This window comes from Methanocella sp. MCL-LM (assembly GCF_049676595.1).
Taxonomy (GTDB): Archaea; Halobacteriota; Methanocellia; order Methanocellales; family Methanocellaceae; genus Methanocella_A.
This window is the reverse complement of sequence record NZ_CP187259.1, coordinates 1,373,445-1,392,506: the sequence shown is the minus strand read 5'-3', so window position 1 is coordinate 1,392,506 and position 19,062 is coordinate 1,373,445. Positions and strand designations below refer to the sequence as shown.

General features: G+C 56.0%; 26 protein-coding genes. 16 read left to right on the top strand and 10 right to left on the bottom strand.

Annotation, left to right across the window (positions count from 1 at the left end; translation table 11 throughout):
• The first annotated feature begins 89 nt into the window (after positions 1 to 89).
• From hgcC to hgcB, 3 genes are read left to right on the top strand one after another with little or no spacing between them, the layout of a single operon-like run.
• Entirely contained in the window at positions 90 to 383 is a 294-nt protein-coding gene (hgcC, locus tag ACPLPM_RS06950) for an HgcAB-associated protein HgcC (protein ID WP_424359516.1), read from the top strand.
• Positions 384 to 394: 11 nt separating this feature from the next.
• The gene (gene hgcA / locus ACPLPM_RS06945) at positions 395 to 1,396 is read left to right on the top strand and encodes a mercury methylation corrinoid protein HgcA (RefSeq protein WP_424359515.1); all 1,002 of its coding nucleotides are present in this window, start codon (positions 395 to 397) and stop codon (positions 1,394 to 1,396) included.
• Positions 1,396 to 1,752 (top strand): mercury methylation ferredoxin HgcB, encoded by a 357-nt coding sequence (hgcB, locus tag ACPLPM_RS06940; protein ID WP_424359514.1) that lies wholly within the window; start codon positions 1,396 to 1,398, stop codon positions 1,750 to 1,752. Before hgcA ends, hgcB begins: the two co-directional genes overlap by 1 nt.
• Before the next feature lie 19 nt (positions 1,753 to 1,771).
• Here the strand turns inward: hgcB and ACPLPM_RS06935 are convergent, their stop codons facing one another.
• The 4 genes from ACPLPM_RS06935 to ACPLPM_RS06920 all read right to left on the bottom strand — a co-directional run bounded on the left by ACPLPM_RS06935 (position 1,772) and on the right by ACPLPM_RS06920 (position 5,368).
• The gene (locus tag ACPLPM_RS06935; protein ID WP_424359513.1) at positions 1,772 to 2,308 is read right to left on the bottom strand and encodes a hypothetical protein; all 537 of its coding nucleotides are present in this window, start codon (positions 2,306 to 2,308) and stop codon (positions 1,772 to 1,774) included.
• Positions 2,309 to 2,416: 108 nt separating this feature from the next.
• Positions 2,417 to 2,938 (bottom strand): RDD family protein, encoded by a 522-nt coding sequence (locus ACPLPM_RS06930; protein ID WP_424359512.1) that lies wholly within the window; start codon positions 2,936 to 2,938, stop codon positions 2,417 to 2,419.
• Positions 2,939 to 3,043: 105 nt separating this feature from the next.
• Positions 3,044 to 3,622 carry a tRNA (pseudouridine(54)-N(1))-methyltransferase TrmY gene (gene trmY / locus ACPLPM_RS06925; protein ID WP_424359511.1) on the bottom strand — a complete coding sequence of 193 codons (579 nt, stop codon included), beginning with the start codon at positions 3,620 to 3,622 and terminating at the stop codon, positions 3,044 to 3,046.
• A 411-nt stretch (positions 3,623 to 4,033) separates the two neighbouring features.
• Positions 4,034 to 5,368, bottom strand: coding sequence for a signal recognition particle protein Srp54 (locus ACPLPM_RS06920; protein ID WP_424359510.1), 1,335 nt, complete (start codon positions 5,366 to 5,368; stop codon positions 4,034 to 4,036).
• 186 nt (positions 5,369 to 5,554) lie between these two features.
• On the opposite strand from ACPLPM_RS06920, the gene ACPLPM_RS06915 reads away from it, so the two are divergent.
• Positions 5,555 to 5,686: a hypothetical protein gene (locus ACPLPM_RS06915; protein WP_424359509.1), complete on the top strand. Its 132-nt coding sequence runs from the start codon at positions 5,555 to 5,557 to the stop codon at positions 5,684 to 5,686.
• 93 nt (positions 5,687 to 5,779) lie between these two features.
• Here the strand turns inward: ACPLPM_RS06915 and ACPLPM_RS06910 are convergent, their stop codons facing one another.
• Positions 5,780 to 6,010 carry a hypothetical protein gene (locus ACPLPM_RS06910; RefSeq protein WP_424359508.1) on the bottom strand — a complete coding sequence of 77 codons (231 nt, stop codon included), beginning with the start codon at positions 6,008 to 6,010 and terminating at the stop codon, positions 5,780 to 5,782.
• Between ACPLPM_RS06910 and ACPLPM_RS06905 the strand changes: the two genes are divergently transcribed.
• From ACPLPM_RS06905 to ACPLPM_RS06875, 7 genes are all read left to right on the top strand, one after another.
• Positions 5,993 to 6,325, top strand: a complete 333-nt coding sequence (locus ACPLPM_RS06905) for an ArsR/SmtB family transcription factor (RefSeq protein ID WP_424359507.1) — start codon at positions 5,993 to 5,995, stop codon at positions 6,323 to 6,325. The genes ACPLPM_RS06910 and ACPLPM_RS06905 overlap by 18 nt on opposite strands.
• A 4-nt stretch (positions 6,326 to 6,329) precedes the next feature.
• Positions 6,330 to 8,675 (top strand): heavy metal translocating P-type ATPase, encoded by a 2,346-nt coding sequence (locus ACPLPM_RS06900; RefSeq protein WP_424359506.1) that lies wholly within the window; start codon positions 6,330 to 6,332, stop codon positions 8,673 to 8,675.
• 93 nt (positions 8,676 to 8,768) lie between these two features.
• Entirely contained in the window at positions 8,769 to 9,284 is a 516-nt protein-coding gene (locus tag ACPLPM_RS06895; RefSeq protein ID WP_424359505.1) for a nitroreductase family protein, read from the top strand.
• Positions 9,285 to 9,357: 73 nt separating this feature from the next.
• The gene (hflX, locus tag ACPLPM_RS06890) at positions 9,358 to 10,623 is read left to right on the top strand and encodes a GTPase HflX (RefSeq protein WP_424359504.1); all 1,266 of its coding nucleotides are present in this window, start codon (positions 9,358 to 9,360) and stop codon (positions 10,621 to 10,623) included.
• Between the two features lie 82 nt (positions 10,624 to 10,705).
• Positions 10,706 to 11,083 (top strand): hypothetical protein, encoded by a 378-nt coding sequence (locus ACPLPM_RS06885; RefSeq protein WP_424359503.1) that lies wholly within the window; start codon positions 10,706 to 10,708, stop codon positions 11,081 to 11,083.
• Between the two features lie 89 nt (positions 11,084 to 11,172).
• Positions 11,173 to 12,063 (top strand): ketopantoate reductase family protein, encoded by an 891-nt coding sequence (locus tag ACPLPM_RS06880; protein ID WP_424359502.1) that lies wholly within the window; start codon positions 11,173 to 11,175, stop codon positions 12,061 to 12,063.
• A 14-nt stretch (positions 12,064 to 12,077) separates the two neighbouring features.
• Complete coding sequence (locus ACPLPM_RS06875) at positions 12,078 to 13,112, top strand: DNA-methyltransferase (protein ID WP_424359501.1); 1,035 nt, start codon at positions 12,078 to 12,080, stop codon at positions 13,110 to 13,112.
• A gap of 76 nt (positions 13,113 to 13,188) precedes the next feature.
• Here ACPLPM_RS06875 and ACPLPM_RS06870 read toward each other — a convergent pair whose 3' ends face one another.
• Positions 13,189 to 13,398, bottom strand: a complete 210-nt coding sequence (locus ACPLPM_RS06870; RefSeq protein ID WP_424359500.1) for a histone family protein — start codon at positions 13,396 to 13,398, stop codon at positions 13,189 to 13,191.
• Positions 13,399 to 13,659: 261 nt separating this feature from the next.
• Between ACPLPM_RS06870 and ACPLPM_RS06865 the strand changes: the two genes are divergently transcribed.
• Positions 13,660 to 14,613: an MBL fold metallo-hydrolase RNA specificity domain-containing protein gene (locus tag ACPLPM_RS06865; protein WP_424359499.1), complete on the top strand. Its 954-nt coding sequence runs from the start codon at positions 13,660 to 13,662 to the stop codon at positions 14,611 to 14,613.
• Positions 14,614 to 14,664: 51 nt separating this feature from the next.
• Here the strand turns inward: ACPLPM_RS06865 and ACPLPM_RS06860 are convergent, their stop codons facing one another.
• Entirely contained in the window at positions 14,665 to 15,429 is a 765-nt protein-coding gene (locus ACPLPM_RS06860; protein WP_424359498.1) for a hypothetical protein, read from the bottom strand.
• Between the two features lie 112 nt (positions 15,430 to 15,541).
• Between ACPLPM_RS06860 and ACPLPM_RS06855 the strand changes: the two genes are divergently transcribed.
• The 3 genes from ACPLPM_RS06855 (at position 15,542) to ACPLPM_RS06845 (ending at position 17,299) form a co-directional block, all read left to right on the top strand.
• Positions 15,542 to 16,105, top strand: a complete 564-nt coding sequence (locus ACPLPM_RS06855; RefSeq protein WP_424359497.1) for a tetratricopeptide repeat protein — start codon at positions 15,542 to 15,544, stop codon at positions 16,103 to 16,105.
• Between the two features lie 163 nt (positions 16,106 to 16,268).
• Positions 16,269 to 16,901, top strand: a complete 633-nt coding sequence (locus ACPLPM_RS06850) for a hypothetical protein (RefSeq protein ID WP_424359496.1) — start codon at positions 16,269 to 16,271, stop codon at positions 16,899 to 16,901.
• A gap of 80 nt (positions 16,902 to 16,981) precedes the next feature.
• Positions 16,982 to 17,299 carry a hypothetical protein gene (locus ACPLPM_RS06845; RefSeq protein WP_424359495.1) on the top strand — a complete coding sequence of 106 codons (318 nt, stop codon included), beginning with the start codon at positions 16,982 to 16,984 and terminating at the stop codon, positions 17,297 to 17,299.
• 8 nt (positions 17,300 to 17,307) lie between these two features.
• On the opposite strand, the gene ACPLPM_RS06840 is transcribed toward ACPLPM_RS06845, so the two are convergent.
• Positions 17,308 to 17,664 carry a hypothetical protein gene (locus tag ACPLPM_RS06840; RefSeq protein WP_424359494.1) on the bottom strand — a complete coding sequence of 119 codons (357 nt, stop codon included), beginning with the start codon at positions 17,662 to 17,664 and terminating at the stop codon, positions 17,308 to 17,310.
• Between the two features lie 162 nt (positions 17,665 to 17,826).
• Here ACPLPM_RS06840 and rd point away from each other — a divergent pair, with 162 nt between their 5' ends.
• Positions 17,827 to 17,991: a rubredoxin gene (gene rd / locus ACPLPM_RS06835; RefSeq protein WP_424359493.1), complete on the top strand. Its 165-nt coding sequence runs from the start codon at positions 17,827 to 17,829 to the stop codon at positions 17,989 to 17,991.
• A 15-nt stretch (positions 17,992 to 18,006) separates the two neighbouring features.
• Here rd and ACPLPM_RS06830 read toward each other — a convergent pair whose 3' ends face one another.
• Both ACPLPM_RS06830 and ACPLPM_RS06825 read right to left on the bottom strand, forming a co-directional pair.
• Entirely contained in the window at positions 18,007 to 18,174 is a 168-nt protein-coding gene (locus ACPLPM_RS06830; RefSeq protein ID WP_424359492.1) for a YHS domain-containing protein, read from the bottom strand.
• An 83-nt stretch (positions 18,175 to 18,257) separates the two neighbouring features.
• Positions 18,258 to 19,049 carry a hypothetical protein gene (locus tag ACPLPM_RS06825; RefSeq protein WP_424359491.1) on the bottom strand — a complete coding sequence of 264 codons (792 nt, stop codon included), beginning with the start codon at positions 19,047 to 19,049 and terminating at the stop codon, positions 18,258 to 18,260.
• Between the last annotated feature and the right edge of the window lie 13 nt (positions 19,050 to 19,062).

The window sequence follows — 19,062 nt, the reverse complement described above, 5'->3', positions numbered from 1 at the left end:
ACTAGCCCAGGAAATATCAATCTAATCTGAATATTCAGAATAATCAGAATGCTTATATAGGATACAGTTGTAGAGGGGATTGTGATAAGATGGTAAAGAAGCTGAAGAACTCGCCGGAGCCAGGCTGCTGTGATACGCCCTCAAAACCCCAGCTACAGACCTGGAAGGTCGAAGCGCTGGTCAGCGTGGACGAGCGGGGGCAGATGGTGCTCCCCAAAGACCTGAGAGACCGGGCGGGCATCAAGCCCGGCGACAAGCTGGCCATCGTGAGCTGGGAGAAGGACGGCGCAGTCTGCTGCATGTCCTTAGTTAAGGCGGACGATCTGGCAGGCATGGTCAAGGACATGCTTGGGCCGATGGTGAAGGAACTGGGCCCGGAGTAGGGGGTTTAGACATGGAAGCATCGCTCGTGAAACCAATGGTAGCTGCGATCGACAGCGACATAACCTGGAAAAATCGATTTGACCATTTCCTTGCACGCTGGTCCTGGAAGCGTAACCAGCACCTGGTAGAGCCCGGCCTGTATGCGCTGGGCAGGCCAGAGAAGGAATCGCCTGTGTTCGTGACCGCAAACTATACGCTCAGCTTCGACGCCCTGCGCTCCGCGCTGAAGGGTATCGACTGCTACATTTTGGTGATTAACACTTATGGTATCAACGTCTGGTGCGCTGCCGGCAAAGGCACCTTCGGCACCGACGAGCTGGTCAACCGGATCGCTGTCACCGGGCTGGCTAACGTCGTGTCGCATAAAAAGCTGATCCTGCCGCAGCTTGGCGCCCCGGGTGTCAACGCGTTCGAGGTGACGAAGCGGAGCGGCTTCAAAGTAGAGTACGGCCCGGTACGGGCAGCCGATATCAAAGACTACCTGCAAGCCGGAAGTAAAGCCACTCCGGAGATGCGCAGAGTGAAGTTCCCGGTAGCCGACCGAGTTGTGCTGATTCCCGTAGAGCTGGTGGCATCAGTTATCCCGGCCATTCTGATTACGATTGCCGGCTTCCTCACCGGCGGCCTGGTCTCCGCCCTCGCGGCGGTAACGGCAGTGCTGGCAGGCGTAGTGCTCTTTCCGGTACTGCTCCCGTACTTGCCGACTAAGGACTACAGCTCAAAGGGACTGTTCCTCGGACTGATACTGGCACTCCCGTTCGCCGGGTACACATACCTAAGCAACCCCCAGGTAACCGTATGGACCGCACTGTGGATGCTGACCTTCCCGCTGATCATGCCACCTATCACGGCGTACCTGTCGCTGAACTTCACCGGCGCCACACCGTTCCCTTCCCGCACCGGCGTCCGCAAGGAGATCTACAGGTACATCCCAATAATGGCGATCATGGCAGGCCTCGGCACGGTCATCCAGCTCGCAGTAGCAGCGCTTAATTTCCTGAAGGTGATCTGATGTTCAACTCCTACAAAGAAAACACGCTGGAGTACTTACCGAACAAGTGTGTAGGCTGCGGCATGTGCTGGAACGTCTGCCCGCACGCGGTCTTCGGGCACGAAGAGCGCAAGAGCACAAACCTGCTGATGAAGGCGAAGGCCGTGGCAAAGCTCGAGCGAAAGGAAGCCTGCATGGAATGCGGCGCCTGCCAGCTCAACTGCCCGACTGGCGCCATCAAGGTCCAGAGCGGCGTAGGCTGCGCTGCTGCCATGATCCACGCTGCGCTCACCGGAGGCCCGGAGGTCTGCGGCGACGGTGGCTGCTGCGGATCAGGGGCGAGCGAAACGTCCTGCGGGTGCGGAGAGAAAAAATAGGCCCGCAGGCCTTTTAATTTTATTCCGCTCGGTGGAAGCGCTCTACGTAATCGCTATCTATACTTCTCAAAGCCAGCGTTTCTGTCCCGTCCTCGAACCAGTACTTATAAGTTTCGTCTTGCCCGGGCTCGTCCCTGGTCGGCGCTCTTTTCTCGCCGGCAAACGGGTAGAAGCTTTCCTTATTATCGTACAGGTAGAGCTGATCGCCGCTCACCCGGTATTTGCCGTGGACTTCGACCAGGCCTTTGATGATCGTGCCGGAGCCGATGATCCGGTACATGTAAGTGCCGTCACTGTTGAAACGGTAGGCCTGTCCCGAATATGCGGCGCCAACATAGTTGCCTGCAGAGTCCACAAGACTACCCATCGTGCCCGAGTCACCCCATGCCCCGACGAGGTCGCTATCGATGTCTGTCCGGGTTCCCGGACCGGAATAGATGTTTCCGGGAGTATCCGGCGTACCCGGATCAGTCGGAATGCAGCAGCCGCAGCACCCGCTCACGAGTAAGCCTGCGACTACGATCAGAGAACAACAGATGAACAGTTTACCACTCAAGTCAATACCCTGTAAGCAGTTTTTATTCCTGGCTTAATAAACCATTCGATGGACTTACAGCTGCCCGGGTGCCGCTATCGTTTGAGGGCTAAGGTAAAAAATAGAAAATTACTCTTCCTGGACCACGCAGGTCTTCAACAGCAAGTCGTACAGCCCCTGTTTCTTATCGTTGAACAGGATGAAGATGAAGCCGATGTAGAAGAAGTTGGCGAACACGGTCTTGAGGATATACCTGAGCGCTGCCGTGACGAAGCCGATACGGTTTCCCTGCTCATCGACGACTTTGAGCTTGAGCAGGATTTTACCCGGCGTGCCCTGGTATTTGGAGCTCTCGAACCAGGCGTTGTAGACCACGAAGACGATGACTTCGATCAGTACTGAGATGAAGATCACAAGCACGGCAATCAGGAGCATCATGATGTTAGCCTCGTCGGAGGTGCTCATGAAGATCGCTGCCAGGTAGATGATCATAGCCGGGATCAGGATGACAAAGCCGATGATTCCCATGACAAAAGAGTCGATCAGAAAGGCGACCAGGCGGACCAGGAAGCCGGCATAATCTAAGACCGCAGGCTCGGGTTCAAGGCGCACAGGGTCGAAACTGGTATCGTGAGGACTGATGCTTCTCAAATAACCACCGGTGTAGAATAGGCTGGATTTGTAGTTAATTCTTACTCTGGGGGTCGGGCGACATCGCCCAAAAAGGAAAAGGTGCAGGCCGGATATTCCGGCGCCTCAGCGCCGGTCGGTCTCCCAGTTCACCATGACGATGCAGTGGTCGGCGTGGTACAGCTTCTTGCCAAGGCTGACCTTCTTCGCGCCCTTAGCATCCAACACCGCCTCCTCCTCGGGAGTCAGGTTCTGGTGATCGCTAAGCACAAATGTCTCGTTCCCGGTCAGCTCCACGCTTCGGATGTCTTCCCCATCCTCATGCAGGTAGACCAGGTTATCCATGCCGCTGATCACGTCGGCGAACGACCTCTTAGAGATGTAGACGCCAGGCGTCGCCTCAGCCTCGCCCTCCGGCGGTATGCCCCTCTCCAGCGCCTTCTTGATCAGCGCCGCCGGGCTCCGCTCGTCCGGGCTGAGATACCGCACGTGCTCGCCGCTGAACTTGATCGTGACTGGCGGAGCAGGCTCCCCGAGAAGCACGGCAAAGAACTCCACATCCCTCCGCAGGTCGTGCGATAAAAACAGCGATGCGTTAACGCACCGGGCGATGATATCCATCCGGCCCGCTCCGCCGGGAAGATCGTTCAAGGAAAATTTCGGGTTAGTGACAGCCTTATGGCCCACGACGACGAACCTGCGCATGGTGGATAGTTAGGCTTAAGAGTATTAATTATTGTGGATGGATGGCGCCAAGGGCGTTCGTAAGAGCTACTTGATGCCCGCTCACAAAATGCGCACAGAACTAAAACAGCAACCAAAGCGGTCGACGGAGGTTTTTCAGGCTTGTCCGGCATCAGCCGGATGCGGAGATGGCCAGGCAATGACCGCCTACCGAAGGTGGCGGTGCTTAGCGCTTGCGAAGGAGGTTCAGGGGGCGAGCAACGAAGTGCGAGCTGCCTGGACCGACGAGGGTGCGAGCGCGGCCTGGACATAGGAGCACCTGAAAAACCGGAGTAGGCCGACCCGAAGGGTCGGACGTCGACCCGCGAAGATGTGATTTAAAAATAATTGGTTATGCAGATGTTAAGATGATGCAAGAATAGTTCAGGGTAGCTACTTCATCCCCATCTGCTTCATCATTTTTTGCATGTTCATCTTGCCGCCGGGGCCGCCGCCTTTCATGCCTTTCATGGCCTTCTGCATCATCTTGTGGTACTTGAGCAGTTCCCGGACTTCGTCGGCGGACTTGCCGGAGCCGTGGGCGACCCTGACGATGCGGCTGCTGCCTATTAATTTAGGATCGTCGCGCTCTGCGGCGGTCATGGAGTCCATGATGACCTTGTAGCCCTTGAGCTTGTCCTGGGTCATCTTGTACATGTCGTCGGTGATGTTCCCACCCAGGCCGCCTAACGGAAGCATGGACATGATCTGCTTGAGGGGACCCATCTTGTTGATAGCCTCGAGCTGGTCGTACATGTCGTTCAGGGTGAACTTGCCCTGCATCATCTTCTCGACGTTGACGTCGTCCTTCAGCAGGACTTCGTTGGCCCTTTCCACGAGGGCCTTGAGGTCGCCCATGCCGAGCAGCCGGGAGATGAACCCGTCGGGATCGAACCTCTCCATGTCGTCCGGCGTCTCGCCGACACCGATGAAGGCGATGGAGGTATTAGTATCAGATACAGCCGACAGCGCACCGCCACCTTTTGCGGTACCGTCGAGCTTGGTGATGACTACGCCGGTGATGCCGATCGCGTCGTTGAAGGCTTTGGCCTGTTCGCTGGCCTGCTGGCCGATGGCTGCATCGAGCACCAGCAGCTTGTGGTCGAACTTGGTCAGCCCGTAGATGTCCTTCATTTCCTGGATGAGGTCGGTCTCCAGCGCGTGCCGGCCTGCCGTGTCCACGATCTTGATGTCGTACTTCGCCATCTCTTTCAGCCCGTTGCGGACGATGGCGACGGCATCCTTGTTGCCGGCCTCCCCGTAGAAGCCGACTCCCAGCTTGTCGCACAGCTGCTTCAGCTGGTCGTAGGCACCGGGCCTGTAGGTGTCTGCGCAGATGACTGCCGGCTTCAGGCCCTTGCGGGCGAAGTACCTGGCGATCTTGGCGGACGTTGTCGTCTTACCGGAACCCTGCAAGCCCACCATCATGATCGTCTGGGACTGTAAAGCCACGGGAGTGGCCTTGCCGACGATGTTGACAAGCTCAGTGTAAACTATCCTTAGCACGTGCTCCTTCGAGTTCATGCCGGCCGGCGGGGCTTCGGTGAGCGCCCTGTTCTTGATCTGGCTGGAGAGCTTCATCACTAACCGCACGTTCACATCGGCCTGAATCATGGCCCGCTGGATGTCCTTGACCACTTCGTCGATGACTTCCTTGTCGATCTTGCCGGAATTGGCGATCTTCTTGAGGGCGTCCTTCAGCGAGGTGCCGAGGTTGTCTAGTACCATAGTCGGTCTCCGGTATTCTGCGTTTTATCGAGAGTAATTATGCCGGTAACATATAAACATTGTGTATCTCGCTTGCCGGCCTAACTGAATATATAATTAACCGTATATCATGTTTGCCCCGTGGAAAGAGCAAATTGTTTATGTATGCCAGAGCCCATTTACAACGGGGATTGGATTATGCGTTGTATGATGTGTGAACGCAAATATAGCGAAGAGCATGGAGAAATCTCATCCGGTTTCTGCAGTGACGAGTGCAAGAACGTCTATACCCACATTTACGGGTTCGAAGAGCTAAGCAAGCCTGTCGTAGAGTGTTAAGGCTATCCGGAGTAGGCACACGAACGCTGCGCTGTGCCAGGATCACAGATTACGACAGATGGCACGGATTACACAGATACAACTTTAAGAATATTAGTCATCCATCACTATCGATCCGGAAGCCATCTGTGCAATCGGTGCAATCTGTTTCAATCTGTGATCCTGGCACAGCGCAGCGATCGTCTGCTTAGTCGCCTGCCCAGCCGGGGCTTTTGAGTCATACTTGCCGACGCCCCCTTTTTCGTAATTTTTTTCGGTTTTTACGGAAAGTATAAATAACATCAATTCATATGAACAGTCATTCATATGTTCAACCATTCCCATGAATTGATCGGCCCGCAGCGCCGGGATGAACAAAAGGCCAGGTGCCTCGCCGACGCCGCTGAGATCTTCAAAGCGCTGGGCGATGTGACCCGGCTGCGCATCCTGGACGTCCTGGAGCACCGGGAGCTGAAGGTGCAGGAGATAGCCGCCGCGCTGGACATGACCCAGTCGGCCATCTCTCACCAGCTCGGCACGCTGCGGACGCTGCGCATAGTGAAAGCGCGCAGGGAAGGCCGATCGACATTCTACTCGATAGACGATGGCCATGTCAAGCAGTTGTTTGATCTGTGCGTCGAGCACGTGGCCCACGGGTGATTTGATGGAGAAGCTAAAAACCATGACCGAAACATGCAGCTGCTGCATGGCTGAGCAGGTGCACAGGAAAGAAGACCTGCGCCACGACCGGATCAGGGTAAGCGGCCTGGACTGCACGGACTGTGCCGCCAAGCTGGTCAGGGCAGTCGAGGCAGTCCCGGGCGTCGAGAAAGCGAGCCTGAACTTCAACGCCGGAGTGCTGACCGTAGATCACACGACCGGCATAGAGGAGCTGATCTGTGTCATCGAGAAGAGCGGGTACGAGGCAGCTCTCGACGGTATCGAAGTCCATACTTTTGAGGTCGAAGGCCTGGACTGTGCCGACTGCGCTGCCAAGCTGGAAAAGTACGTCTCGGAGATGCCCGGAGTAGCCAGGGCGGCGCTCAACTTCTCCAGTGCTACCCTGACTGTGGAGCATGCTACCCCGGTAGCAGAGATCGGAAAAGCGATCTCGGGCATGGGCTATACCTACCGGCTGCAGGGCAACGGCGGACAGGAAGACGGCTTCTTTAAGAAGTACAGGAGAATCATATCGGCTGCAGTTTCGGGCTTAGGCCTCGGTACAGGTATGGCTGCATCGTTCCTCGGCCTGCCATGGTATGTGCCGACGCTGTGCTTTGCCTTCGCCATCATTACCGGCGGTTTCTACATCTTCAGGAGCGCGCTGTACTCGCTAAAGTCACTCACCCCGGACATGAACCTGCTGATGACGCTCGCGGTAGCCGGCGCCATCCTGATCAACCAGTGGGAGGAAGGCGCAGCAGTCATCTTTCTCTTCTCGGTGGGCTACGCGCTACAATCATATACTTTAGACAGGACGAGAAACTCGATCAAGTCGCTGATCAACCTCGCGCCGGCCGAAGCTTCAGTCTTACGGAACGGAGAAGAGCGCAAGGTCCCGGTGCGGTCGATCGTGCCTGGCGACGTTTTAGTGATCAGGCCGGGCGAGCGTATCGCTATGGACGGCACGGTCATCGACGGCGTCTCGTCGGTCAACCAGGCGCCTATCACCGGGGAGTCAGTCCCGGTGGAGAAGGCGAAGGGCAGTACAGTCTACGCCGGAACCATGAACGAGCGGGGTACGCTTGAGGTCGAGGTGACGAAGACCTTTGAGGACAACACACTGTCCCATATCATCCACCTGGTCGAGGAAGCGCAGGGCCGAAAAGCCCCGGCGCAAGAGTTCGTGGACAGGTTTGCGAAGTACTATACTCCGGCGGTCATCGCCGCCGCCGTCGCAATCGCCGCGATTCCTCCGCTCTTTGGAATGCCCTTCGAAACCTGGTTCTACCGGGCGCTGGTCCTGCTGGTCATCGCCTGCCCGTGCGCGCTGGTCATATCGACCCCCGTATCGATAGTAGCCGCTATCGGCAACGCATCCAGGCACGGAGTCCTCATCAAGGGCGGCACATACCTGGAAGAGTGCAGCCGCATCAACGCGATCGCCTTCGACAAGACGGGTACCCTGACCGAGGGCCGGCCCGAAGTCACCGACGTAGTCACCTACAGCTGCACCAGGGATGAAGCGGTTCACCTCGCCGCCGCCATCGAGGACCGGTCGGAGCACCCCCTGGCAGCCGCCATCATGCGGGCCAACGGCAAGAACAGCGTGTTAAAAGCGGAGACCTTCGAGGCCGTCCCCGGAGCCGGCGTGCGTGCGACTGTCAACGGAGTAAAATACAGCATCGGCAGTGCCCGAATGTTCAACGGCAGCCTCGGCGAAGACGTGCAGAAAACTATCGCCGCCTTCGAGGCTGCGGGCAAGACCCCGATCATCCTGGGCGGGCCGCAGGGCATCATAGCAGTCTTCGCCATCATGGACCGGGTCAGAGGCGAAAGTGCCGCAGCCCTTAATGCCCTGCACAGCGCCAAAATCCAGCACCTCGTCATGCTCACCGGAGACGGTGAGCAGGCAGCCAGCGCCATCGCCCGCCAGACGGGGGTGGACGAATACTATGCAGGGTTGCTGCCCGAAGACAAAGTAGGCCAGATCACGAGGCTCAAGCAAAAGTACGGGCACGTGGCCATGGTCGGCGACGGCGTCAACGATGCCCCCGCCCTTGCAGAGGCTTCCATCGGCATAGCGATGGGCGCCACCGGCTCAGACACCGCCATCGAGACCGCCGACATCGCCCTGATGTCCAACGATCTCTCGAAGCTGTCGTTCCTCGTGGTGCTCGGCCGCAGGATGATGGGCGTCATCAAGCAAAACGTGACCTTCTCGCTGGTGGTCAAGCTTGTCTTCATCGGGCTGACCGTGGCGGGCTTCTCCAACCTGTGGATGGCCGTGTTCGCGGACACCGGCGCCGCCATCATCGTCATCCTCAACGGGATGAGACTGCTCCGGTAAAGGCGAGATTGCCCGGGGCTCGAGTACCATCGAATCCCTGCAGCCCCGGTGCACACTTTTTTATATTTATAACTAAAATATTAAATGAATCGTATGGAAGTTTTCAAGGCGATCGAAACCCGGAGGAGCATCAGGAAGTACAAGGACCGGCCGATTCCCGACGATCTGCTGCGGCAGATACTGGAGGCGGCAAGGCTGGCGCCGTCAGCCTCGAACCGGCAGCCGTGGGCGCTGGTCGTAGTCCGGGAACGGGAGCAGAAGAGGCTGGCGTCCAAGGCCTGCAGCAATATGGAACACGTGGCCGGCTGCGCCGCGTTCATCGCATGTTTTAGCAGCCCCAAAGATAAATGGTACCAGGTAGACGCCGCTATCGCGCTGGAGAATATCTCGCTCGCAGCCTGGGAAGCAGGCATCGGCTCGTGCTGGATCGGGTACTTCGACGAGGACTACATGAAATCCGTCCTTCACATACCGCAGGACGATAAGATCGTCGCCTGCATGACGCTGGGATACCCGGATGAGACGCCTGACGCCCGCCCCAGAAAGGAGCTGGCCGACCTGGTGTACTGGGAAAAATTCATACCCCGGGCCAGCTCGCCGCCTTTCTAAAGAAAGTGGAAGCTTCAAATAGCTGGAAAACATATTCTCCGCCGAGCCGGATTGATCCGGCCTCAGGTGGACCATGCCCGGCGCTATTTTGATAAAGAGAATTGATCCGCAGCACAGAGACGAGACTCTGGACGAGCTGGAAGAGCTGGCTAAGTCGGCAGGCTACGAGGTGCTGGACAAGATTACCCAGGTCCGGCCTCTGCCGGATAAGGCCTACTGTATCGGCAGGGGGAAGGCGGAGGAAGTCTCCGAACTCTTGGCCGCGCAGCGGCCCGATAAGGTGATCTTCGACGAGACGCTGAACGCGGTCCAGGCGTATAACCTGGCTAAGCTGTTCCGGGTGGAAGTCATCGATCGCTTTAACCTGATTCTGGAAATTTTTGACAAGCGCGCCCGCACGAGGGAGGCCAAGCTGCAGGTCGAGCTGGCGAACCTGATCTACGAGCGCCCCCGGGCCCGGATGAAAGTCAAGCTGGCCCGGCGGGGCGAGCAGCCGGGTTTCGGAGGCCTGGGCCAGTACCAGGCAGACATCTACGAGAGCGAGATTACAGGCAGGATCGCCAGGATCAAGGAAGAGCTGGAAACCATCCGGAAAAGGCAGGATCAGACGAGGGTCAAGCGAAAAGAGCGGGGCTTTGACATGGTCGCGCTCGCCGGCTATACCAACGCGGGTAAAAGTACGCTCATGAATGCCCTTGTCGGTGAGACTGTCGTGGCCAAAGATCAGCTGTTCACCACGCTGGTACCGACGACCCGGATAATGGAAGCGGGCCGCCGCAAAGTGCTGCTGACGGATACGGTGGGCTTCATCAAGGACCTGCCCCACTTCATGGTAGAAGCCTTTCGCTCTACACTGGAGGAGATTTACCAGGCAGACCTGATCATTCTGGTCGTAGATGCCAGCGAGCCTCCGGAAGTGGTGCTCGACAAACTGGCCACGTGCCACGATACGCTCTGGGGCAAGATCGGCCCGATACCGGTGATCACCGCGCTGAACAAGAGCGACAAAATCGATCTCCCGACGCTAGAGCTGACGGAGGGAGCTATTAAGAACCTGGCCCCTCACCCGGTGGTCGTGTCGGCCAAAACAGGGGAGGGGTTAGAGGAACTGCGGGCCACGGTCGAATTTTTCCTGCCGAAGTGGATATCTGCAGAGCTTACCCTGCCCCACACAGAGGAAGGTTTATCGATGTTGTCGCAGCTGTACGAGGAGGCCATCGTCAGGGATGTGCAGTACAACACTGGCCCGAAAGGGCCGTGTATCCGGGTCTCGGTCGACGCCCGGGAGAGCGTGCTGAACCGGCTGTCGGAGCGCACGCAGAAAGGTGCATGCCAGTAAGATCGGCATACACATAGGCGGTTGGTTATTAATTCATTAATAAGCAAAAGATAATTATATCAATAGTAAAATAAGGTAAGACATGCATCCTGCCGAACACGAGCCAGAAATCCTCGGCCATAACACAATTCAAGATTTCATCAAGCTGAGCAAGCTGTTATCTGATCACAAGTACACGATGTTGAAGCCCAACACTATAGATATGGTAGCCATTTTACTGCTCGCCGCAGCCATCAACGAAGAGCTGTTCTTCGACGTCGTGGCGTGGGGAGAGCATACGAGGCTTGCCTCCAAGGCCACCTTTTCCCGCAGGAAGGACTTTCTGGAGAACCTGGGCGTCATCTACGAGGAAAACGTGAGGGCCCAGTACGGCCGCCCCCGGATTCGCCTCAGGCTCAACAACGAGAAGTTCAGGGAACTCTTCAAGCTTGGCGACGAAGCCGCTGAAGCCAGAGGCTAAGCGGTCGCTGAAGCCAGAGGCTAAGCGGTCGCCAAGGCAAAACAGTAAGCGGGAAACACAGATATATCGCTGCGCGCTAAATACGTATTATGAAGATCAGCGTCATCGGCGCCGGCGCTCTCGGCACGTTTTATGCCGCCATGCTGGCCGCATCAGGGCAGGATGTCACTCTGGTGTGCCGCCCCCACGACAGAGAAGAGCTTGAAAAAGGCGTCTCAGTCACAGGGGCAATTCAGGCCGCTGCAAAGCCCCACATTTCTGACAGGCCGGTACCATCGGACCTGGTATTCATCACCGTCAAGTCCTACGACGTAATGACGGCAGTAGAAGGGCTCGCCGTTAATCCCGGCACGCTGGTCGTCGTGATCAGCAACGGGCTGGGAAGCGATGAAGCTGCCGGAGCCGTTATCGGAAGCTGCAGGGTGGCGGCAGGAGTCTCGTATAGCGGCGTGGTCTTTCTGGAGCCGGGAAAGGTAAAAGTGGCAGGGTACACCGAGACGGTGCTGGGCTCTACAGATCCGGGCGCTGAAGACCGGCTGGACCTGGCGCTCCTGGCCCTGGAGAAAGCGGGCCTGAAAGCCAGGATTGCCGACGACATCAGGGCTGCCCAATGGGAGAAGCTGTTCGCCAACGTCGGAATCAACGCGATCACCGCCATTACCGGGGTGAATAATGGCGTGCTGCTGGAAGTCCCGGAGCTTAAGGTGCTGGTTACTGCAGCGGTCACGGAGGCTGCAAACGTGGCCAGGGCTGCAGGTATCAGGACAAGCGTGAACCCGGTAGAGCTGACCTGCCAGGTCATCCGGGACACGGCAGGCAACAGGTCGTCAATGCTGCAGGACTTATCGAAGGCAAAGCGCACAGAGATCGACGTGCTGAACGGAAAGGTGTGTGAAATCGGGCGAGCACTGGGGGTACCGACCCCGGTCAACGATACCCTGGCGGCGCTTATCCGGGGAATGGAACACAGGAAAAAATAGTACCGGAGCCTCCTATGATTACGACTCATTCGATCTACTTCGGCAATGCCCGGAACATGAAGGAGCTGGCGTCCGAATCGGTCAACCTTGTGGTCACCTCGCCCCCGTATCCCATGATCGAGATGTGGGACGCCCAGTTCGGCGCGTCCAGCTCAGGAATAAGAAGGGCGCTGGAAGCCGGCGACGGAAAGAGTGCTTACGAGCTGATGCACCGGGCCCTGGACAAGGTCTGGCAGGAGACGGACCGGGTGCTGGCACCTTCCGGCATCGTCTGCATCAACATAGGCGACGCAACTCGTAAGGTGGGCGAGGCCTTCAGGCTTTATCCCAATCACGTCAGGATTACCAGCTTTTTCGTAAAGGCCGGGTACGATGTCCTGCCCATGATCATCTGGCGGAAAACTTCTAACAAGCCTAATAAATTTATGGGCTCGGGCATGCTGCCGCCGAACGCTTACGTGACGCTGGAGCACGAGTACGTGCTGATCTTCCGCAAGGGCGGAAACAGGCAGTTCGGCGAAGGCACCGCAGCAAGGCGGCAGAGCGCATATTTCCGGGAAGAGCGCAACGCCTGGTTTTCCGACGTCTGGTCTGGCCTGAAAGGAGTGCCGCAGCAGCTGAAGGGCAATAGCAGAAACAGATCGGCTGCATACCCGTTCGAGCTTCCTTACCGCCTCATCCAGATGTATTCGGTACAGGGCGACACAGTGCTGGACCCCTTTGCAGGCACCGGGACGACCCTGCTGGCAGCAATGGCGTCGGCCAGGAACTCGGCGGGGTACGAGCTGGACAGAACCCTGGAGCCGATCATCGACGAGAGGGTGGCCGGGGTGAAGAAACTGACAGAGACAGTGGTTGCAGAGCGGCTGGAAAAGCACCGGCAGCTCACAGGCATAGCCAGAGATGGTGGATCAGCAGCATATCTGTCGAAGCAATACAGCTTTTCCGTCACCACGTCCCAGGAGACCGATATCCGCCTCACGCTGGCGGATAGTGTGGAGAAGAGAGCTGTCGGGCAGTACCGGGTGAAGCATAGTTTCAAGGGATAATATTTCTAAAGTTTTTTGTAAAAATGATAAAAGGTACAGAGTCAGGCCTCTAGTGGCCCTCCTCTGCTCATTTCTTTTAGTGAATCCGCTGAGAAGCCAGCCGGATGTCCTCTTCCTTCACGGTCTTGCGGCCCGCGTGCTTGCAGAGCTTGATCGCTTCTGCGGAAACCTTGGTGCCGTACTCCTCGAGTATAGCTGCAAGTGCTTCCTTCGCGTCCTCGCTGACCCTGTCGGCGCCGGCGTTCCGGATGATCCTGTCGACGGATGCGACGGGTAGTTCTTTCATCTGTATCCACCTCCTCGCAGTATAAAAAATACCGGATTTAACGATATATGTTACTTAAAAACCCCTGTATTTATATCTTTTGCCTAACAGGCCGTTAAATAGCTTTTAAATGCGCAGAATCAGGGCGTAATGGGCGGTTAGTATTATATATGTATGGTAAAGCACCCCTTTACGGAAAACCCTTTATACAGGGTATCATCGGCAACTTTGTTAAGTTGCTTATAGGCAACTATTTTAACCTGCCCCGCAGAGGGAAATCCGATGATCTACCTGGACAATGGCGTATCCGTTTTCTCCGGCCGGGAGTACCGGTGCGACCCCAAGAGATGTGCGAGGAACTGCGTCAACCTCGTGTCGCACGGCCACTTCGACCACGTGCCGTCTTCGCTGAGCCAGGCGATAGTGACATCGGAGATCACCCACGCGATCGTAGAGAGCAGGGCAGGCGTAAAAGTGGAGCGGACCACCTGCGAGCACGTCGATTTGCTGGACTCCGGCCACGTGCCCGGCGCGAGCATGTTCCTGATCAACGGAGACAAGAAAGTTCTGTATACCGGCGATCTTTGCACGAGGGAAAAATATTTCTCCCCCGGAGCTAAGCCGGTCAAAGCCGACGTCCTCATCATAGAATCGACCTTCGGCAAGGAAAAATACGTCTTCCCGCCGTACCACGAAACCGTCAAGGCGATGAAAGACTGGGCCGAAGACAACGCCGCCTGCGGCAAGCATACGATCTTTTACGCGTACACCTTCGGCAAGGCCCAGGAAGTCATCGCAGCCATGGAAGGAAACGAGATATTTACGACCGGCCCGGTCATGAAAGTGAACGCCGTACTTAAAAAATTCGGGTACCGCCTGGACGCAGAGATGTTGCCCGAAGAACCGGGCGAGCCGTCGATCATTGTGGCACCCGCAGGCGGCAAGCGCGACCCCGTGCTGAAAAAATACCTGATTGCGGGCGCCCGGACAGCGTCAGTATCAGGCTGGGCAATGGACCGGGGCATGATGTATGCGGCCCATACAGATACGGCCTTCCCGCTATCCGACCACGCCGACTACCAGGAGCTGCTGGACTTCACGAAAGCAGTCAGCCCCGAGATCGTCTACACCCTCCACGGCTTCTCCAAAGAGCTGGCCAAGGACATCAGGACCAAGCTGGGCATCGAGGCTGTGCCTCTAAAGAAAGGGCACCTGACGCTATCTAATTTTCAATAATAAGCTTACGCAAACTAACGCTGCGCTGTCTCGCATGCTCAAGCGCAACTTTTACTGCCCTGTGAGAAGTGTCACAAGTTCCAGCACCAGCAGCGTGACGAACAGGAAGACGATGCCGATGAGCATGAGGGTCTCTTTGTCGTTAGCCAGGCGGGTGCGGAGGCTCAGCCTGACGCTGCTGAGCACGACGAACAGGATGACCGAGGGCAGTATTGTGAAGACGTTGTAGATCAGCAGCAGGAGGATGGTACTGTATTTCGACTGCTCGGCGAAGCCGATCACCGGCGACGAAGAGCCGCCGCCGTACATGAGGATAGCCAGGGCAACCAGCGCCCCCGTGAAGATGAAGAAAGTAACCTTTACCGTCTCATTTTTTGCGGCCCGCCTGGCGAAGCCGGGAGAGAACTCCTGGGCGATGATGGTGAGCAGGATAGTCACGATGGCCATGAGCATCATGATCCTGAAATTGAAGATGCTGGACTCTATGGCGCCAGGAATAGTCAGATCGTACTGGAAGGTGAGAAACATGGCAAAGACGCCGACCAGGTAATACTTGGTGTACCTGGGAATCCGGCTCTTGTTGTAGATGAACAACAGCCCTCCGAGGCACAGGGAAGCCATGACAAGAAGCGGACTGATGCCCGCCAGCAGGCCAGATATGACCAGGTATGCAACCAGGGTACCAGTACTGGTTTCGCCGGCAGGTGCGTTGACCGTGATGGCGTGCGGCACCGGGGGCACGTGAACTGCGGGTACAAGAAAAACAGTCAGCGTGACAATGATGATCAGAAGAATTGCGAGCCGTTCCCACTTCATGCTGCCAGCCTGTCTACCTCCGGCATGTAATGGACTGTTCGTATGAATAGTTTATCCAAGGTTTAGCGAGGGGCAGATAAGCTTTATAGAGTAAGCTGGCCTATTGTAGGCTATGACCGCACCTAAGACGCCAAAGGTGAAGAAGCCGGCAAAGAAGCCGGCAAAGGCAGTGACAGCGAAGCTCGAGAAAAAGCCGGCAAAGAAGTCTGAGACTACCGAAGATAGCGTCAATGCGATCTTTGCGCAGATCAACGAGAAGATGGCGTCTTTCGAGAACTGCGAGAGAGAAGGCCAGCTGAAGCCTTTCGACTACGACGAAGTGATCGGCATGCTGGACATGGTCCTGGCCATCGATCCGGATAACAGGAACGCCATCAACTTTAAAGGCATGATGTTCGTCGGCATGGGAGATAATAATAAGGCACTCGAGTGTTTCGACCGGGTACTGGCGGCGAATCCCGCAGATAAGGAAGCGCTAAACAACAAAGGTATCGCACTGTACGGCCTGGGCAAGGACAAAGAAGCCCTGAAATATGTGGACAAGGCGATCGAGCTCGACGGCAGGTACTCCGATGCCCTGATGAACAAGGCAGTCATTCTCCACGGGATGGGGAAGGACAAAGAGGCCGAATCCCTGCTGTCAAAGGCAAGGGCGCTCTATAACATCAACGGATAAGCCGTTACACATTTTTAATTACATTTGTGAAATAATCTTTTTTTAAGCTCTTTTTTTAAAAATAAGCTTTTACCAAAAAGGTTAAATGTTTACGAGGCTATATTAACCATAATCAGGCCTTTTAGGGCTTAATTGTTTCATTATTGATAGTTGAGGTATAGAAATGGCCTTCGAGGGAGAACTGCCCGATGTGGACATGCTGAAAATGTCGCCGGGAGAACTTGATCTGCCGGCCCCGATGATGAGCCTGGACCTGCCCGCGCCGGACCAGGATACAAAGGCGACGCCGGTAGCGCCTGCGCCGCAGGCTGCAGCAAAAAAGCCGGCCCCGGCCGGGAAGCCGGCAGCGGGTAAACCACAGGGAAAGCCTGCCCCCCAGAAGGCAGCAGTGGCAAAGAAGCCCGCTGCACAGGTGAAGCTTACAGGCGATACAGTTCACTTACTACTCAGCCTGGTCAGCATCATACTGCTGGTAATCATTTCCGTCGTCATGGTCCTCTTCGAAGTGCCCGTCAACGCGATGCCTGAACTCAACCTGACAACTTACGTACAGGCCTTATGGCTGCTCGTCGGATGTTTCTTTATCGTCGCGATGCTGCAGGACATCAAGACCGCGCTAATGCTTACCGGCATTGACATCGTGCTGCTGGTTACGGTATTTCCGACGCTGTGGCTCCTGTTGAACATGCCGATGAACCCGATGTACTTCTTCGTGATCGGGCTGATCATGCTGCTGGCCTGCGTCTACATGCCCCTGAACATGCTCAGGCCGAAAGCCCTGCCTGCCAGGGCGTAATGCGGGCAAGCGATTAAACTCCTCCGGGCTGACGGAGAATTTATCATTTTTAAAACCTAATCTGACATCAGAGGCAGGATATGGACAGGAGTTTCTTTGATAATATTATGCTGTGGCTAATGCTGATCGCAATTGCTTCCATATGTATCCTGTTCTTTTACGTGGGAGTTACCGGTATGGCCTCGGCGACACGCACCTACGACTCCTGGGCTGAACAGGCATACGCTATTGCCGGATACCTCATGTATCTCCTGATCCCGCTGATGCTCCTCTCTCTGGCGCTGGACAACATCATCATCAGCAGGGTGCTGGAATGGACGACAGCAGTACTGATGATCGCCGTAGTAGCAGATATTGCCATACTGATTGTGCTGTACCTGGTAGCGTACTGGCTATAAAAATAAGATTATCTTTTCAGCAGCTCGTCCAGGGCGAAGTTGCTGATATGCAGGCACTGTTCGACGCTGACGTCGCCGACGAACCGCATGATCAGCTCGGGCAGCTCTTCGAGGTGAACCGGCAAAGGCTCTTCGCCGTACTTTTTCTTGTACTCGTCCACTTTCCTGAAGTACTCGTGCTTTTCCAGGCTGTTCTTCACGTGGAGGAAGAATAGCTGCCCTGCTTTAATAGCAGGCTTGCTGCCGTCGTCGACTACGAAGCCGAGCTTCTCCAGCTTCTCCACTGTGCTCTTCGGCAGGCTTCCCCCGAGCGCTATGACGCTGGTATACTCCGGGTGCCTCTGCCATACATCCCAGTCCCTCATGCTCAATCCTCACGGTATTTTGACTGCTATGTTCCGGTTTCTTTTAATGATGGCGCTGATAGTGCATATATTTGCCGATGAATTGCCGGTAAGGCCTGCCCATCGTTTTTACCGCGCTATAAACTTATGAATTATTGGAGATAACAGTTCAGCGGAATTATTATGGACAAGTGGATTTGCACCGTCTGCCAGTATGTTTACGACCCTGAAAAAGGAGACCCGGACAGCGGCGTTCAGCCCGGCACAGCCTTCGAGGACATCCCCGATACTTGGACTTGCCCGGTTTGTAACGTGGATAAGTCGTTCTTTGAGAAGCTGGAAGAATAAAAAAAGAATACTGTTTTAACTTTGCAGCAGTTCGTAAGGCTTATTCGCGTGTAGATCAGGGTCCTTGTCAAAGGCCTCCCTGCAGGCCTTACTGCAGAAACAATAGTGCTTGCCCTTGTACTCTTCGCAGGATACTGCCAGTTCTTCATAAACCGTCATATTGCATACGGGGTCAATAGCCATTTGATCACCATAGCAATCTCTGGCTCTGGGGTTGTATAGATAATGAAAGAATAAAGCGGGCACAGCGGAGATAAAGGCTGTTTTTATCTTATTTCGCCTTGCGCAAGAGCCTCAACCCGTCGCCACAGGTTGTCCGGAGAACGGTCTACTTCGTGGCAAATGATGCGGTGAGGTATAGAGCACGGCAAGATGGAGTAAGCCTCTCCACCCTTCTGCCGCAGGCCCCACGTCTCGTCAGTCAGGAGGAAATAGGCGCCGGCCAGATCAGTGCCGGCCTCGCCGAGGCTCTCTGAAACATCCCTGGCCACCTTGATGTTCTTTACTTCTCCGGACCGGGCCTCGAAGGCCATATCATCGGAGATCACGCCTTCGACAGTGCTGACGACCAGCCGGTAAACGCTTTTCGTGTTCGTGGAGCGCCCGGCATCTCTGACGAGGTACAGGACTGCCCGGCGGTTCTCGCCGATGTCCCGGAGGATGTCTGGAGTGAACGACTCGACCGGCTTCTTGCAGAGATCTGAGACCTCCGCGAGCTTTTGGGGAAACCGTTTCGAGAGGCGGTCTGCCATCGACAGGTACGGACTCTCCCTCGGCGCGAACTCCACCGGGTAGAGGGCTGCTTCGTTTTGCTGGTAAGCCTTCACAGCCTCAGTATTATCGTTGTAGATGACTACCTGCTCGCTCTTCCTCCGAAAAGTCCTGGCCAGCTGCATTCCCAGCTCGATAGCAGCAATTTCGCATTCCAGGTTGCTCTTCGGATCGGGCAGCACCCGGGTCGTGGACTGGTGTATCTCGAGGCTGTCGGCCAGGATCACGCAGCCTATGAAGGAAGGGCTGTCTTCGTTGAAGGAAGAGTCGCAGTAGATCTCCAGCATGATACAGGCAGTT